Raw genomic sequence first — 16,545 nt, 5'->3', positions numbered from 1 at the left:
GAAACAATTTATTAAATTGAAAACAAAAACATTTTTCTAAAAATAGATATGTTATGTAATTTGATCGATAATCAACACCTATCTTTCTCCAAAGATAAAAAACATGAATTTTAGACCACTAACTCTCGTTTGGCACATAGAAGGTAACTTTCAAATACTGTCTTAACCTCTTACCATAATAACCTTGTTTTTACTGTAGTTAATGGTTAATCAATCCTTATTATAACCTTGTATATTATTAACATGAAAATAGTATTTAAAAGGCAGTTCTATTCAAATAGGCTTATTGTTGAATTTATGTTTTAAATCAAACAACAACCAAATTAAGCAAGTTTAAACTTGGAATAAATTAATAGCAGATTCAACAATATGTCAAGTATTGTCTTGGATGTCTATTCAGCTATAATGCCGTGATTTTTCATTATAGATATATTTACAGTGGAAATGTTCTAATTAAAACCATTTACTTAAATTATATGTGAATGATGGGTATTTTCACTGTATTTATTTAATTCAAGTGGACTAAATATGGTAATAATCAAGAAAATAGTGATAGCAGCTGCCTTGCTCTTTTCTCCTGTAATTCTGCATGCTGAAGAGATCGGTTCTGTCGACACCGTATTCAAGCTTTTTGGCCCTGATAACAAAATTGTGATCGAAGCTTTTGATGATCCAGATGTTAAAAAGGTCACTTGTTATTTAAGTCGGGCAAAAACGGGGGGCATCAAGGGAGGTTTAGGATTAGCGGAAGATACATCTGATGCTGCCATATCCTGCCAGCAAGTAGGCCCAATAGAACTGGCAGACAAAATCAAGAATTCGTCCAAAAAAGGTCAAGTTGTTTTCCAGAAACGCACTTCTTTGGTATTTAAAAAGCTTCAGGTTGTTCGTTTCTACGACTCTAAACGTAACGCACTTATCTATTTAACTTACTCTGATAAAGTGATTGACGGCTCTCCGAAGAATGCGATCAGTGCCGTGCCAATTATGCCGTGGAAAGAGTAAATATTCCGCTGAAAATTGAATGTTAAGAACGTTAAGAATAAGAAAAGCCCTGATGTCGTAAAACATCCCGGGCTTTTTGACAGAGACGGTATTTACCTGTAATGGTGTGAATCAGTCTTCTAAGTCACCACAGAAACGGTAACCTTCGCCGTGGATGGTCGCAATGATTTCTGGAGTATCTGGTGTCGATTCAAAATGTTTACGGATACGACGAATAGTAACGTCCACAGTACGATCGTGAGGTTTCAGTTCGCGACCTGTCATCTTTTTCAGCAATTCTGCACGAGTCTGGATTTTTCCTGGATTCTCACAGAAGTGCAGCATCGCACGGAACTCACTGCGTGGCAGTTTATACTGATCACCCATAGGGCTAACCAGAGAACGGCTGTTGATATCCAGCCCCCATCCGTTGAATTTATAGCTTTCAACCTGACGACGTTCTTCGCCGGAATGACTCAGATTCATTGTCCGTGAAAGCAAATTCCGTGCACGAATGGTTAACTCACGTGGATTAAATGGCTTAGTGATATAGTCATCAGCACCGATTTCCAGACCAAGGATTTTGTCCACCTCATTGTCACGGCCAGTCAAGAACATCAGTGCGACATTCGCCTGTTCACGTAATTCACGGGCAAGAAGTAACCCATTTTTACCTGGCAGGTTAATATCCATAATCACTAAATTGATATCGTTATCTGACAGAATGTTGTGCATTTCTGAACCGTCAGTGGCTTCATAAACGACATACCCTTCAGCTTCAAAAATGCTTTTAAGGGTATTGCGTGTGACAATTTCGTCTTCAACAATCAAAATGTGCGGGGTTTGCATGGTTGCTACCTAAAATCGCTAAAAAACAGAATCTGTATGATATAACCTGTTGTTATAAATAGAAAATATGCTGAGATTGTTCTGAATGACAGAAAACCAGCCTATGCCCAAATAAACGTTTTGATATGTTTTACGCTAAAAGCCAGCGTCGCTTTTTTTGGAGGGTACATACCCGAAAAAAACCGGTTTAAACAAGGCCCTATATTAGTCCTATTAACAGCAATATAACAGCTAGTAATGCATTTGCCTTCTAAAAAAACTAACTTTTGTTGATACATATCAAAATCAATTGTAGCACGTTAACATTGATTGTAATTGTTAATTTTACTTTAGTTAACTTGTTATTAACTTGAATAAAATATGTTAATCAACATAAGGCTATTTGAATGGTTGGGAGGATTAACTCAGCACTCAAACGCGCATGTTTTTATCATAAAGACAAAATAATTACAAAATATGTTTTTTTGTGAAATTAAATGCTGGGAAATAAACCATAAGACCAGATAATGAGTTACCTCTTTTGTCATACTTTGAATCATTACAATACAGAAAATGACGTTTTTTCCTTCTTTTTCCATAAAAAATATTTGACATTGACCACACTTTAATTTAACCAATATAGGGTCAAACGAATACAAAAAGACAGACAGGAAAATTATGCGTCACTACAGCCCGAAAAAAATGGTTACTACAAAAACCATTACTACGATTACCACCGGAACTACAAGTTGCGGTGCGGGCTAACGCGTATACACAAATATAAAAAGCCCGTATCCCACAAGATACGGGCTTTTTTTTTGAACAAAAATCAGGCCGGAGAGATAAAGTTAATGCGAGTATTGAAATTTGGGGGCACTTCAGTTGCCAATTACCAGCGTTTATTGAGTGTTGCAGACATCGTCGAAAATGAGCTATCCCTTGGGCAAGTTGCCTTGGTACTCTCTGCACCAGCAAAAATCACCAACCATCTTGTGGCAATGATTGAGAAAACGATTTCAGGGCAGGATGTTGTTTCCAATATCAGCGATGCTACCCAAATCTTCACTGATTTGTTGTCAGGGTTGAAAGAGCATCAAACGGGATTTGATTATGAGCACCTGAAAAGCATGGTGGAACGCGAATTTGCTAATCTGAAACAGACTTTGCATGGCATTTCCCTGTTAAAACAATGTCCAGATAGCATCAATGCAGCACTGATCTGTTGTGGTGAAAAGCTGTCCATCACTATTATGGAAGCACTGTTGCAGGCGCGTGATCACAAAGTAACTGTCATTGATCCCGTCAAAAGCCTATTGGCGCACGGTCGTACTCTCGAATCGACCATCGATATTCATGAATCTTCCAGGCGCATTGCTGAACTTAATATTCCTTCTGACCATATTATTCTCATGGCTGGTTTTACCGCTGGTAATGAAAATGGAGAATTGGTGGTACTGGGACGAAACGGTTCTGATTATTCAGCCGCCGTGCTGGCAGCATGTTTACAGGCAGATTGTTGTGAGATCTGGACTGATGTCGATGGCGTTTATACTTGTGATCCGAGGGTTGTTGCCGATGCACGCTTACTGAAAAGCATGTCGTATCAAGAAGCAATGGAATTGTCTTATTTTGGTGCGAAAGTTCTCCATCCACGCACCATTTCTCCCATCGCCCAATTTCAAATTCCTTGCCTCATTAAGAACACTGCCAATCGCTACGCACCGGGTACTTTCATTGGTAATGGTCAACACGATGACAGCATGCCTATCAAGGGCATTACCAATCTGAATCACATGGCAATGATCAATGTCTCCGGCCCCGGAATGAAAGGCATGGTTGGGATGGCCGCACGGGTATTTTCCGTTATGTCCCGCAAAGGTATTTCTGTCGTGTTAATCACACAGTCTTCCTCAGAGTACAGCATCAGTTTCTGCGTACCCCAAAACGAGCTGACAAAAGCGCAGAAGGCCCTGACAGAAGAGTTTTATCTGGAACTGAAAGATGGCGTGCTTGATCCCATTGATGTGATGGATAACCTTGCCATAATTTCTGTTGTTGGGGATGGTATGCGAACTCAACGCGGAATTTCTGCCTGCTTTTTCTCTGCATTAACACGAGCCAATATTAATATTATTGCCATTGCACAGGGTTCTTCTGAGCGTTCCATTTCTGCCGTAATTGAAAATAGTACGGCAACCACAGCAGTCAGGCTCTGTCACCAAATGTTGTTCAACACCAGACAAGTTGTTGAAGTCTTTGTTATCGGTGTGGGTGGTGTAGGTAGTGCGTTGATAGAACAGATCCGCCGCCAGCAGGCATGGCTTAAACAAAAACATATTGATTTACGTGTCTGTGGGATCGCCAACTCCCGCGCCCTGTTGACCGATATGCAGGGTATCTGTCTGGATAACTGGCAGCAGGCGCTCTCAGAAGCCACTGAGCCATTTAGCCTGAGTCGTCTTATCCGCCTCGAAAAAGAGTATCACCTTCTGAATCCAGTTATTGTTGACTGCACTTCTAATCAGGCGATCGCAGAACAATATGTCAGCTTCCTCAATGATGGTTTTAACATTGTCACACCGAATAAAAAAGCCAACACCCTGACTATGGATTATTACCACCAAATCCGTCAGGCCGCAGGGAAATCGAAGCGCAAATTCTTGTATGACACTAACGTAGGGGCAGGTCTGCCTGTGATTGAAAACTTGCATAACCTCCTCAATGCGGGAGATGAATTAGTGCAATTCAGTGGAATTCTGTCTGGTTCACTCTCTTATATCTTCGGAATGCTGGATGAAGGCATGACACTTTCACAAGCTACTTTGCTGGCAAAAGAGAAAGGTTTCACGGAACCCGATCCACGGGACGATCTCTCTGGCATGGATGTCGCCCGCAAGCTGCTGATTTTGGCACGTGAGGCTGGTCATGAACTGGAATTGGAAGATATCCATGTTGAGCCAGTATTGCCGGCCTCATTCGATGCCAATGGTAATGTTGATAAGTTCTTGCAACGTTTGCCTCAGCTGGATCAAATATTCAGTCAACGTGCTGCTGATGCCGCAGAACAAGGGAAAGTTTTGCGCTATGTTGGCCTCATTGAACAAGGCCGTTGTATGGTGAAAATTGTTGCTGTTGATGGTAATGATCCACTTTACAAAGTCAAAAATGGCGAAAACGCGCTGGCTTTCTACACTCGTTATTATCAACCTATCCCGCTGGTACTGCGTGGTTATGGTGCGGGGAATGATGTAACGGCAGCCGGTGTTTTTGCGGATATATTACGCACTCTGTCATGGAAATTGGGGGTTTAATGGTAGTCAGGATTTATGCACCTGCCTCTATAGGGAACGTTGGTGTCGGATTTGATGTGCTCGGCGCCGCAGTTTCTCCTGTTGATGGCTCGTTGCTTGGAGATTGTGTTTCCGTCAGTGGATCTGAACGTTTCAGACTGAATAATAAAGGACGATTTGTCGGTAAATTACCTGCCAATCCCGAACACAATATTGTCTACCAATGCTGGCAACTTTTTTGTCAGCGGCTGGGAAAAGAACTGCCTGTTGCTATGACATTGGAAAAAAACATGCCAATTGGTTCTGGGTTAGGTTCCAGTGCCTGTTCTGTGGTGGCTGGTTTAGTGGCATTGAATGAGTACGCTGACCGTCCGTTTAACCGAGACCAGTTGCTGGACATGATGGGCGAATTAGAAGGCCGTCTTTCTGGCGGCATTCACTATGATAATGTTGCCCCCTGCTATTTAGGGGGATTGCAGTTGCTGTTGTCTCAGGACATTCCCCTTTGCCAGCCAATCCCTGCATTTGATGATTGGTTGTGGGTAATGGCTTACCCCGGCAGCAAAGTATCAACATCAGAAGCCCGTGCTATTCTGCCACAGCACTATTCCCGTCAGGACATTATTGATCACGGACGTCATTTTGCAGGATTCATTCATGCCTGCCATACCCAGCAATCAGAACTGGCTGCCGAATTAATGAAAGATGTTGTTGCGGAACCTTATCGTGCGCAGCTCTTACCCGGATTTGCCAGCGCACGTGATATGGTCAAAAAACTGGGGGCGCTGACATGCGGTATTTCCGGTTCAGGCCCAACACTCTTTGCCATTTGTAATGAAATGACAGTAGCCGAAGAAGTCGCACAATGGCTGCAACAGCATTACGTACAGAATGATGAAGGCTTTGTACATATTTGCCGTCTGGATCTCGCAGGCGCACGACAGGTAGGGTAATCATGAAATTATATAACTTAAAAGACAGCAGCGAGCAGGTCAGTTTTTCTCAGGCGGTAAAACAGGGATTAGGCAAACAGCAGGGACTCTTTTTTCCACAAGATTTACCGGAATTCAGTCGTGACAAAATTGATGAATTATTAAAATTAGATTTTGTCAGTCGCAGTCAGCAAATTCTTTCTGCCTTTATTGGTGATGAAATTTCCGCGGAGCAATTAGCCGATAGAGTTAAAAGTGCATTTGCTTTCCCTGCCCCCGTAACAAATGTCGAAAACGATATCGCCTCACTGGAGCTTTATCACGGCCCTACTTTGGCCTTCAAAGATTTCGGTGGTCGTTTCATGGCACAAGTCCTTGCACAAATCGCCGGAAAACAGCCCGTCACTATCTTGACTGCGACATCCGGTGATACTGGTGCCGCTGTTGCCCATGCTTTCTATGGTCTGGATAATGTACAAGTCGTGATCCTGTATCCTGAAGGGAAAATCAGCCCATTGCAGGAAAAACTCTTCTGCACACTGGGTGGCAATATCCATACTGTTGCTATCAACGGTGATTTCGACGCTTGTCAGGCATTGGTCAAACAAGCGTTTGATGATGAAGAGCTGAAACGCGCCTTGCATCTCAATTCAGCCAACTCAATTAATATCAGCCGGTTGCTGGCACAAATCTGTTATTACTTTGAAGCTGTTGCACAAATCCCTGCTGAGAAACGTGAACAATTAGTCATTTCAGTGCCAAGCGGCAACTTTGGTAATCTGACTGCGGGGCTGCTGGCAAAATCAATGGGACTGCCGGTGAAACGTTTCATCGCGGCAACCAATGTCAATGACACGGTTCCCCGTTATTTGGCAAAAGGTGAATGGCAGCCAAACCAGACTGTCGCAACGCTATCCAATGCAATGGATGTCAGCCAGCCCAATAACTGGCTGCGCATTGAAGAACTGTTCAAACGCAAAGGCTGGGCATTGAGTGATCTGGCAAACGGGGTTGTCGATGATGAAATCACGCAAAGCACCATGCAAGATCTGGCGGCAAAAGGCTATATTTCTGAACCACATGCCGCTATTGCTTATCGTATTTTACGTGATCAATTACAGGAAGGAGAATATGGCTTATTCCTGGGCACTGCTCATCCAGCCAAATTCAAGGACAGCGTTGAAGCGATCCTCGGTCAACCTCTGCCATTGCCAGCAGAATTGGCAGAACGGGCAGATTTGGCCTTGTTATCTCACTTCTTACCTGCTGATTTCTCAACCCTGCGTGAATTCCTGATGGAAAGGGCACCGCAATAACACTGCATTTATCACTCCACCCACGTGTGGTGGAGTGATGCCGCTATTTTTGGTCGCTTAATGCTGCTCAGGACGTTTAAATACCAACTCATTGCCTTTGGAAAGAGACTCATCAAAAGCATAGCCTTCCAAATTAAACTCCACCAGCCGCACAGGATCAGCCAATTGGTTCTGGATAATGAAACGGCTCATTAGCCCGCGGGCTTTTTTAGCATAAAAACTAATAACTTTATACTTGCCATTTTTTTCATCCAGAAAAACAGGCTTGATAATCTTAGCTGCCAGCTTTTTGCTATTTACTGATTTGAAATACTCATCCGATGCCAGATTCACCAGAACATCATCACCTTGCTGTTTCAATGCTGCATTCAGATTTTCAGTGATGCTATCCCCCCAAAACTTATACAGATCTTTGCCACGCAGATTTTCCAGCTTAATGCCCATTTCCAAACGGTAAGGCTGCATCAGATCGAGAGGACGCAAAACACCATACAGGCCGGATAAAATTCTCAAATGCGTCTGGGAAAAATCAAAATCCTCAGCGGAGAAAGTTTCTGCCTGCATGCCAGTATAAACATCGCCTTTAAACGCCAAAATCGCCTGACGGGCATTTTCCGGTGTGAAATTTGGCTGCCATTCACCAAAGCGGGCAGCATTCAAACCCGCCAATTTATCACTAATACTCATTATGCTACTGATTTGCGCAGGTGTTAAAGTTCGGCAGACATCAATCAATCGCTGAGATTCCTCCAGCAATGCAGGCTGACTATATTTCTCTGTCGGGAGCGGGCTTTCATAATCGAGTGTTTTTGCAGGTGAAATAGTAATAAGCATTATTTTTTCCTAACCAGATACTTTCGTGAGAGTTTATTATCTGTTTTATTGCAAGTTTTAACGAATTCGTTTTATACCCAATGGATTTCAAGTTGCATCGCGACGGCAAGAGAGCAAATCCCCGGGAGCATAGATAACTATGTGACCGGGGTGAGCGAGCGCCGCCAACAAAGAGGCTGTTTGAAAGACGAAGTGTATATTGCTTCGTTGGAATTGATACAGCCGCGCTTGGGCATGTTATTATCATGAGATGGCGAGGCAACATTACCAAATATTTTACGTATGTATAACGATGAGATATTAAACATGACCGATAAACTGACTTCCCTGCGGAAACTGACAACAGTAGTAGCAGATACCGGGGATATTGCAGCTATGAAACTGTATCAGCCGCAAGATGCGACCACCAACCCTTCTCTGATTTTGAATGCAGCTCAAATCCCAGAATATCGCCAATTGATCGACGAAGCCGTTACATGGGCGCGTGGTCAAAGCGATTCTCGTGAGCAACAAATTATTGATGCTGGCGACAAATTGGCAGTCAACATTGGTCTGGAAATTCTGAAACTGATCCCTGGCCGCATTTCCACAGAAGTTGATGCCCGTCTGTCTTATGACACCGAAGCCAGCGTAGCAAAAGCAAAACGCCTGATAAAACTGTACAACGAAGCGGGTATCAGCAATGACCGCATCCTGATCAAACTTGCCTCCACATGGCAGGGAATCCGTGCTGCGGAACAACTGGAAAAAGAAGGCATCAATTGTAACCTGACCCTGCTGTTCTCCTTCGCACAAGCGCGTGCTTGCGCGGAAGCTGGCGTTTACCTGATTTCTCCATTCGTTGGCCGTATTCTTGACTGGTACAAAGCAAATGGTGACAAGAAAGAATTCGCACCACACGAAGATCCAGGTGTGATTTCTGTTGCTGAAATTTATCAGTACTACAAAGAGCACGGCTACAACACGGTCGTAATGGGCGCAAGTTTCCGTAACTCTGGCGAAATTCTGGAACTGGCTGGTTGTGACCGCCTGACCATTTCTCCTGCTCTGCTGAAAGAACTGTCTGAAGCAGAAGGCGAAGTTGAATGCAAGCTGGGTTATGAAGGAGAAATCAAGGCACGCCCAGAACCAATGACTGAAGCTGAGTTCTACTGGGATCACCACCAAGATGCAATGGCAACTGAAAAACTGGCGGAAGGCATCCGTAAGTTTGCAATAGATCAGGGCAAACTTGAAAACATGATCGCCGATCTGCTGTAATTTCAAGCGATACGCGGTTTTTGCTTGTACAAAGGCGACTTATTATGTCGCCTTTTGTTTAACTGAGATTTGTATGAATATATTACGCATTGGCCTCGTATCTGTTTCTGATCGGGCTTCAACTGGCATCTATCAGGACAAGGGCTTACCTGCACTGGAAACGTGGCTGAGTGAAGCAATTACCACACCTTTTAGCGTAGAAACTCGTCTCATTCCTGATGAACAACGGCTTATTGAGCAAACCCTGTGTGAATTGGTCGATAAATTGGGATGCCATCTGGTGCTGACCACAGGCGGAACAGGGCCGGCACGCCGCGATGTCACACCAGATGCAACGCTTGCAATTGCCGATCGTGAAATGCCCGGCTTCGGTGAACAGATGCGGCAAATCAGCCTTCAATTTGTACCAACAGCAATTCTGTCACGTCAGGCAGGCGTGATCCGTAATCAGGCGTTGATTTTGAATCTTCCCGGCCAACCAAAAGCCATCGCAGAGACACTCGAAGGCTTGAAAGATGAGAATGGCAAGGTGCTTGTATCAGGGATTTTTGCCAGTGTTCCTTACTGCATCCAGCTTCTGGACGGCCCTTACGTGGAAACTGATGAATCCGTTGTGGCTGCATTCAGGCCAAAAAGTGCCCGTCGTTAATATCCGGTGATTTTAATTTTTGCCAGCAAAAAGCGATTTCCTGAAAGGTTCTGAACTTGCTCAGAACCTTTGCGGACAAATCAATATTCCAACAGTGAATGCATAATACTGTGTAACAGATTACCATGATCAGGCATCCTTTTAACTGAAGTCTCCCAATAATAATTATCCGTTGTCGAATCAAAAGGTTGAATAGAAAAACCCTCGGTTATTCAAAAAAAATAATGAATCTCCGTCAGACTTCACCAAACAACGGCAACGCCATAATAGTGGCATCTTCCTTTCCCGTGGCAGTCGGATAATAATTCTTGCGAATGGAGACTTCATTGAAGCCCAAATCCTCATATAAACGGATTGCAGGCCGATTGGAACTCCGTACTTCAAGCCATAGCGTGTTTATTTGCTTTTCAGGCAATATATTGATGAGATAAGCCAGCAATTCCCTGCCATAACCTTTTGATTGATATTCAGGATAAATGGCGATATTAAATAGGGTGGCCTCGTCCATGACATATTGCGTTATCGCAAAGCCGATAATCCGATCGTTCAACGTTATTTTATAGTTGAGGTAGCGTTCTCCCTGATTGGAGTAAAACGTTTTTTCACTCCATGGAAACGTGTGGCTGGCTTGTTCTATTTGAAATGCCAAGGGAAGATCAACGGGAGTTAATAGAGAAATATTCTTCATAATGGTAAATTTGTTGCCAAAGAGCGCGTTTTGCATTCCCATCAAGAGATAAGTCATTTAATGCCGAGCTTCTCAAAGAAATCCCTTGTATTGGTAAGGTAATATCAACTCCCAACAACCAGCATGGGCAGTGGATTGATTCCGAAAGTAGCTCAACATCTTTTGTCGTGATGCAATATACTAATGAGACGTTAATCCCCATAGCTGTAAAAATATCAGCAAACAATGAATGACTTAAGTCGATATGATCATGGGCAATGATCAATAGACGGGTTGAATCAGGGATGAGGACAGATAGTTCACCTTGCAACGCCATTGGGCTGCGCAAAACCCATTGAGTGATCCCCAATCGGGAGAGTAATCTGTCACGCTTCGTCATCGTGTTTTATTCCATCTTCCATAAGAAAATAACAGGTAATATCTTATCAGAGGGCTTATCTTTGCGCCAATTAGCATAGCACTTTAGTTCTGCCCAACTGATATTGAGACTTGGATAAAGATTTATAAGGAGCTATATATAGATGTCAGTATTAACCCCGGCCAGCGAAGTTATCCTGCGCCATCATGAGCAATTTAGCTCACATCATCTGCTTTTCGCCGGTGATTTACAGGACAATCTCGCAACAGAAATCGAAGCAGCAAGTGTTCGTGTACACACTAACCAATACCACCTCTGGCAATCTCTGATCCGTCAACTCGGCGACAGTGCCCAGTTTGGTCTTGTAGCAGACAGCGCCTTTATTAAAGGGTGCGATACGCTGATTTATTATTGGCCAAAAAGCAAGCAGGAAGCACGTTTCCAGTTACGTAGTCTGTTTTCCATTCTGCCTATTGGAACAGATATTTTTATTGTGGGTGAAAATCGCAGTGGTGTACGTAGTGTTGATAAATTAATGGAAGGCATTACAACTTTCCACAAAATTGATACCGCCCGCCGCTGTAGCCTGTTTTATGGTCAGCTTAAGAATCAGGTTCAGTTTGATCAAAATAATTGGTGGAACAGTTATCAAGTAGGCGATACCACCATCAATACATTGCCCGGTGTGTTCAGCCAAGACGATTTGGATGTCGGCAGTCGCTTGCTACTTTCGACATTTGATGCACCTATTTCTGGCAGTCTTTTGGATATCGCCTGTGGTTCAGGGGTTTTGGCAACTGTTTTGGGTAAGAAGAACCCTGATTTGACTCTGACACTAAGCGATGTCAATGCTGCCGCCATTACATCCAGTAAGGCAACACTGAAAGCCAATAAGCTGGAAGGCAATGTTGTTACCAGCAATGTATATTCTGCTATTGAAGAGAAATTTGACTGGATTATTTCTAATCCTCCATTCCACGATGGGTTGAAAACTACTTTGACTGTAACCGAGGATATGATCCGCATGGCGCCAAGCTATCTAAAATCAGGTGGGCAGTTCCGGATCGTTGCAAACGCTTTCCTGCCTTATCCTAGCCTATTGGATAAAACTTTTGGCAACCATAAAGTCATTGCTCAGACAGGTAAATTTAAAGTGTATCAGGCAACGAAGAGATAATTCAGGCATCAAATACGATCTCTGTTTTGCCTGCTCCAATTTTATGGGCAGGCAATTCCGCTTTACCCGAATCATAATACCCCATTATATGATTATGTTTGCGTGTCAACCACAACACGAGTTTGCGATCAATTTGCCTCAGTGTGGGATAACAGTGCTGACTAGTAGAATGCACTGTAATAGTTTACCAACCCCCTGATTATGGCGTTGAACATGTTCAGCTCTTCATGATATCGGTTAGTTATCACTACTACGGCGTCGTCTGACTTCCGTCATTCCATCCTGTCACCTCACGATGAATACCCTTGCCGTTCATCAAACAGACAGCACCTATCAAAACACGCCACCAAAAAAACCAGCCGGTTGAACGACTGGTTTGGAATGATTGATAATGGATTTGACGCTGAGAGAGTATTACAGTTTGTCAGCGTTTTTAGTCAGGTATTTTGCGACACCTTCAGGTGAAGCTCCCATGCCTTCTTGACCTTTGGCCCATTGTGCAGGACAAACTTCGCCGTGTTCTTCATGGAATTGCAGAGCGTCAACCATGCGAACCATTTCGTCGATGTTACGACCCAGTGGCAGATCGTTAACAACTTGATGGCGAACAACGCCATTTTTGTCAATCAGGAAAGAACCACGCAGAGCTACGCCAGCTTCTGGGTGCTCAATACCGTAAGCTTTCATGATGTCGCGTTTGATGTCAGCAACCATTGGGTATTTAACTTCGCCGATACCGCCTTCGCTGATTGGCGTTTTACGCCATGCGTTGTGGACGAATTCAGAGTCGAAGGAAACACCGACAACTTCAACACCACGTTTTTGGAATTCCTCGTAACGGTGATCGAAAGCGATCAGCTCAGAAGGACAGACAAAAGTGAAGTCCATTGGCCAGAAGAAAATGACAGCAGCACGGCCATTCAGATGTTTTTTCAGATTGAAGTTATCAACGATTTCACCATTGCCGAGAACAGCAGCAGCTGTAAAATCAGGGGCTTGGCGAGTTACTAAAACCATAATTGACTCCTGTGATTTTAAAAGGTTTGTGTAGGAACGGGTTACAGAATAAGGAATTAGGGTATAGCAATAAAGGATAAAATACCAATTGGTTAAATAGGTTTAATCTATCAATAATCTGTTTTTAATTCCTTTTAGCCTACAGTAAGATAAAGCTATTTGGAAAAAATGCAAGGCTCTGGAGAAACTTCCTGTTTGATGCTTATCCATCAAGGTGTCTACCCGACGGTGCATACGGATACCTGCTACAATGTCAGAACTGAATAATCCTTCTGGAGAACCCCGGATGAAATCCGCCATCAAATTACCCAGTAAGGAACTTTCCGATAATGCAGCCAAATGAAGGTGTGCGAGAAAATTCATAGCGAGAGTATACCGCAAATCGTTAAATTAGGTGCTTCTTTGTTGCGCCCTTGCGCTTGTAGCACTAGACTAGTCCGCCTGTTTTTTTGAATGATACAGATAAAATGCATGTCGCTGATTTTACTTTTGAACTACCAGAAGAGCTAATTGCTCACTATCCCCAGCCACAGCGAAGCGGTTGCCGCCTGCTTTCCCTTGATGGTGAAACAGGGAAGCTGACGCACGGTATTTTTACTGATGTGCTGGATAAACTGGAAGTGGGTGATTTGTTGATTTTCAATAATACCCGCGTGATCCCCGCGCGTCTGTTTGGCCGCAAGGCGACGGGTGGAAAATTGGAAGTGTTAGTCGAAAGGATACTGGATAATAAGCGAGTGCTTGCTCATGTTCGCGCATCTAAAGCACCGAAAGAAGGCGCTGAGCTTATTCTTGGCGAAGATGTTCTTGGCGAAGATGTTCTTGGCGAAGATGTTCTCGGTGAAGATCGCAGTATTAAGGCAACAATGCTGGCGCGTCACGATACTTTGTTTGAAATCCGTTTTGATAATTATCGTGATGTATTGACTATTTTGGATCAGATTGGCCATATGCCTCTGCCTCCTTATATTACCCGCCCTGATGAAGATGCTGATCGGGAACTATATCAAACAGTCTATAATGAACGTCCGGGAGCCGTGGCTGCACCGACCGCAGGTTTGCATTTTGATGAGCCGCTTTTGGCTGCCCTGCGTGAAAAAGGTGTCGAAATGGCCTTTGTCACCCTGCATGTCGGCGCGGGCACTTTCCAGCCTGTGCGTGTAGAAACCATTGAAGACCATACTATGCATGCCGAATACGCTGAAGTGCCGCAGGAAGTCGTGGATGCTGTGCTGGCATGTAAAGCGCGTGGCAATAAAGTCATCGCGGTGGGAACAACGTCAGTCCGTTCATTGGAAAGTGCCGCCAAAGCCTGTCAGGACGGCATCATTGCCCCCTTCTTTGATGATACCCGAATCTTTATCTATCCTGGTTTTGAATACCAAGTGGTAGACGTACTGATTACCAATTTCCATCTGCCAGAATCCACGCTTATTATGCTGGTTTCTGCATTTGCCGGTTATAAAAATACTATGAATGCCTACAAAGAAGCGGTAACAGAAAAATATCGCTTTTTCAGTTATGGTGACGCAATGTTTATCAATCGCAACATACTGGCATCAACAGAGCTGATATCGAAAATAGCGGTGTAGAAATAAAAATATTGCAATAAAAGATTTTGAAATCAAAACCATCGTCATTTCAGCTCCGCTGGTTTGAACGGTATCTAAACGTAGCATCGGACTGTTTTTCTGATTCAATGAAAACATCAGTCTCGGTGAGATTAAAAAATTAACCTAATAATCAGCCAGTTAACAGTGTTAAATGCTGTTTCTGGCTGATGCCGTTCTCCTCCTGTGTCAAAAATGTGACGAATCCGCTATATTTGGCTAAATGTTCGCCACTTAAGTGAGCGTATTTATTAACCATCTCCAGCTTCTCCCATCCACCTAATTCTTTGAGTACCATCAATGGAGTTCCGTTCTGAACATGCCAGCTAGCCCATGTGTGCCTTAGATCATGGAAACGAAAATCATCAATTCCTGACTTTTTTAATGCTCTATCGAAATCAGTCCGGCTAAATTGCTTCCTGCGCCTGCCATTGGTAGCTGGAAAAACGAACTCACAATCTCTTGGCATGCTGCGCAGAATTGAAACAGCCTCATCATTTAATGGAACAGCTCTTGCCTTCCCTGATTTTGCATTTTCTGCGGTGATAACAGCCACTTTTCTATCGATATCAACATTGCGCCACATTAATGAAAATATCTCACCTTTTCTTGCTCCAGTCAGCAGGGCGAATGACACCAACTTCTTCATCCAATCAATGGCGAGATTATCAATCAACAACCTTGCCTGATGCCTTTCTATCCATCGAATACGAACCTTTGGCTCGCTCATGCGTGTAACATGGTGATCTTTACCAATCCATCTCATCTTGTACGCAAGAGAAAATGCCCGCATAATAAATGCCCTGTACCTATTCTGGGTGGCGTTAGCTAGTCTTCTCTTTGTCGTGATGCTATGGGTTGGCAAAGAGTTGACTATCTCTTCACTAGTAATTGATGAAATCAATCTTCCTTTGAAGACACAGATAAAATACTTGGCGTAGATTTGTTTATTGGGGAAAGATGCTTGATGTTCCGCATCTCGTAAGGCTAGGATAATCATTTCCTCAAATAATCTCTCAGGTTGCTTATCTAGCCTTTCCAACTGCCACAGTTCATGCTTAACTTTATCGTGATACTCTTGGGCTTTTAATTTGTCCTCCGTTCCAGTAGATCGCCTAATTCTTTCTCCATTTGGCGCTGATACATCAATCCAATATTTTTTACCTCTTTTGTAGATCGGCATTGCGTTTTCTCCTTGCCACCGACTACAGCCAGCCGGAAAACATTATTGTCTTTTGGGTCTTTCTGTTCAAATTTTTTTAGGCTTTCGTCATTTGCACGCCAAGAGCTACCAACTCGGAACATGTGATATTTCAATGGATTTCTATATATGGTATTGGCAGATATTTTGAGTTTTTTAGCAAACTCCTTGATGGTGTAATAGTCATCCATCCTTCATCTCCTTATCAATCATATCTACATAGTGTCGCAGCCACATCACGGGCAAAAATCGGCTCTTCTGATGTGGCGACATAACGGTTTCAAATCGGGGCAGGTATTGGGTGAGTTTCGAGTGTGTTAGGTATTGTTAAACTTTTCTGCCAGTTCTCTGGCGATTACCTCTAACCTGTCGCTGAGCTGTTGCAGTGTTTTGATGCCATC

At 43.4% G+C, this 16,545-nt stretch carries 15 protein-coding genes, 1 pseudogene and 1 other annotated feature; of the genes and pseudogenes, 8 read left to right on the top strand and 8 right to left on the bottom strand.

The window, feature by feature from the left end; translation table 11 throughout:
- Positions 1-528 precede the first annotated feature (528 nt).
- A complete protein-coding gene (gene creA / locus BM329_RS11210) occupies positions 529-1,005 on the top strand; it encodes a protein CreA (protein ID WP_092553121.1) in 477 nt (158 codons plus the stop codon).
- Positions 1,006-1,116: 111 nt separating this feature from the next.
- Here creA and arcA read toward each other — a convergent pair whose 3' ends face one another.
- Positions 1,117-1,833 carry a two-component system response regulator ArcA gene (gene arcA / locus BM329_RS11205; RefSeq protein ID WP_092553118.1) on the bottom strand — a complete coding sequence of 239 codons (717 nt, stop codon included), beginning with the start codon at positions 1,831-1,833 and terminating at the stop codon, positions 1,117-1,119.
- Positions 1,834-2,514: 681 nt separating this feature from the next.
- Positions 2,515-2,632: a sequence feature (Thr leader region), on the top strand.
- Between the two features lie 31 nt (positions 2,633-2,663).
- Here arcA and thrA point away from each other — a divergent pair.
- Genes thrA through thrC form a run of 3 tightly spaced genes read left to right on the top strand, consistent with a single transcriptional unit; the run spans position 2,664 to position 7,350 of the window.
- A complete protein-coding gene (gene thrA, locus BM329_RS11200; RefSeq protein ID WP_092553115.1) occupies positions 2,664-5,123 on the top strand; it encodes a bifunctional aspartate kinase/homoserine dehydrogenase I in 2,460 nt (819 codons plus the stop codon).
- Complete coding sequence (gene thrB, locus BM329_RS11195) at positions 5,105-6,055, top strand: homoserine kinase (RefSeq protein ID WP_092553112.1); 951 nt, start codon at positions 5,105-5,107, stop codon at positions 6,053-6,055. The genes thrA and thrB overlap by 19 nt, the downstream gene beginning before the upstream one ends.
- A gap of 2 nt (positions 6,056-6,057) precedes the next feature.
- Complete coding sequence (gene thrC, locus BM329_RS11190) at positions 6,058-7,350, top strand: threonine synthase (protein WP_092553109.1); 1,293 nt, start codon at positions 6,058-6,060, stop codon at positions 7,348-7,350.
- Between the two features lie 57 nt (positions 7,351-7,407).
- On the opposite strand, the gene yaaA is transcribed toward thrC, so the two are convergent.
- Positions 7,408-8,184 carry a peroxide stress protein YaaA gene (yaaA, locus tag BM329_RS11185; protein ID WP_092553106.1) on the bottom strand — a complete coding sequence of 259 codons (777 nt, stop codon included), beginning with the start codon at positions 8,182-8,184 and terminating at the stop codon, positions 7,408-7,410.
- Positions 8,185-8,490: 306 nt separating this feature from the next.
- Here yaaA and tal point away from each other — a divergent pair, with 306 nt between their 5' ends.
- Both tal and mog read left to right on the top strand, forming a co-directional pair.
- Positions 8,491-9,444, top strand: a complete 954-nt coding sequence (gene tal / locus BM329_RS11180; protein WP_092553103.1) for a transaldolase — start codon at positions 8,491-8,493, stop codon at positions 9,442-9,444.
- Between the two features lie 73 nt (positions 9,445-9,517).
- Entirely contained in the window at positions 9,518-10,093 is a 576-nt protein-coding gene (gene mog / locus BM329_RS11175; RefSeq protein ID WP_092553100.1) for a molybdopterin adenylyltransferase, read from the top strand.
- A gap of 235 nt (positions 10,094-10,328) precedes the next feature.
- Here the strand turns inward: mog and rimI are convergent, their stop codons facing one another.
- On the bottom strand, positions 10,329-10,781 hold the full coding sequence (gene rimI / locus BM329_RS11170; RefSeq protein ID WP_092553097.1) for a ribosomal protein S18-alanine N-acetyltransferase: 453 nt from the start codon (positions 10,779-10,781) through the stop codon (positions 10,329-10,331).
- The gene (locus BM329_RS11165) at positions 10,750-11,160 is read right to left on the bottom strand and encodes a DNA polymerase III subunit psi (protein WP_092553094.1); all 411 of its coding nucleotides are present in this window, start codon (positions 11,158-11,160) and stop codon (positions 10,750-10,752) included. Before BM329_RS11165 ends, rimI begins: the two co-directional genes overlap by 32 nt.
- Positions 11,161-11,302: 142 nt before the next feature.
- Here BM329_RS11165 and rsmC point away from each other — a divergent pair, with 142 nt between their 5' ends.
- Positions 11,303-12,316, top strand: a complete 1,014-nt coding sequence (gene rsmC / locus BM329_RS11160; protein ID WP_092553091.1) for a 16S rRNA (guanine(1207)-N(2))-methyltransferase RsmC — start codon at positions 11,303-11,305, stop codon at positions 12,314-12,316.
- A gap of 414 nt (positions 12,317-12,730) precedes the next feature.
- Here rsmC and BM329_RS11150 read toward each other — a convergent pair whose 3' ends face one another.
- Positions 12,731-13,333 carry a peroxiredoxin C gene (locus tag BM329_RS11150; protein ID WP_092553088.1) on the bottom strand — a complete coding sequence of 201 codons (603 nt, stop codon included), beginning with the start codon at positions 13,331-13,333 and terminating at the stop codon, positions 12,731-12,733.
- A 171-nt stretch (positions 13,334-13,504) separates the two neighbouring features.
- A pseudogene (locus BM329_RS11145) lies at positions 13,505-13,696 on the bottom strand (ACP phosphodiesterase); the annotation flags it as partial.
- 104 nt (positions 13,697-13,800) lie between these two features.
- Between BM329_RS11145 and queA the strand changes: the two are divergent.
- Positions 13,801-14,925, top strand: a complete 1,125-nt coding sequence (queA, locus tag BM329_RS11140; protein ID WP_092553085.1) for a tRNA preQ1(34) S-adenosylmethionine ribosyltransferase-isomerase QueA — start codon at positions 13,801-13,803, stop codon at positions 14,923-14,925.
- Between the two features lie 151 nt (positions 14,926-15,076).
- Here queA and BM329_RS11135 read toward each other — a convergent pair whose 3' ends face one another.
- A complete protein-coding gene (locus BM329_RS11135) occupies positions 15,077-16,126 on the bottom strand; it encodes a tyrosine-type recombinase/integrase (protein WP_092553082.1) in 1,050 nt (349 codons plus the stop codon).
- Positions 16,030-16,335, bottom strand: coding sequence for a MerR family transcriptional regulator (locus BM329_RS14510; protein WP_143101239.1), 306 nt, complete (start codon positions 16,333-16,335; stop codon positions 16,030-16,032). The genes BM329_RS11135 and BM329_RS14510 overlap by 97 nt, the downstream gene beginning before the upstream one ends.
- Positions 16,336-16,545: the final 210 nt, after the last annotated feature.

This window comes from Xenorhabdus koppenhoeferi, assembly GCF_900116635.1.
GTDB classification, from domain to species: domain Bacteria; phylum Pseudomonadota; class Gammaproteobacteria; order Enterobacterales; family Enterobacteriaceae; genus Xenorhabdus; species Xenorhabdus koppenhoeferi.
This window is presented reverse-complemented; position numbering and strand designations above follow the sequence as displayed.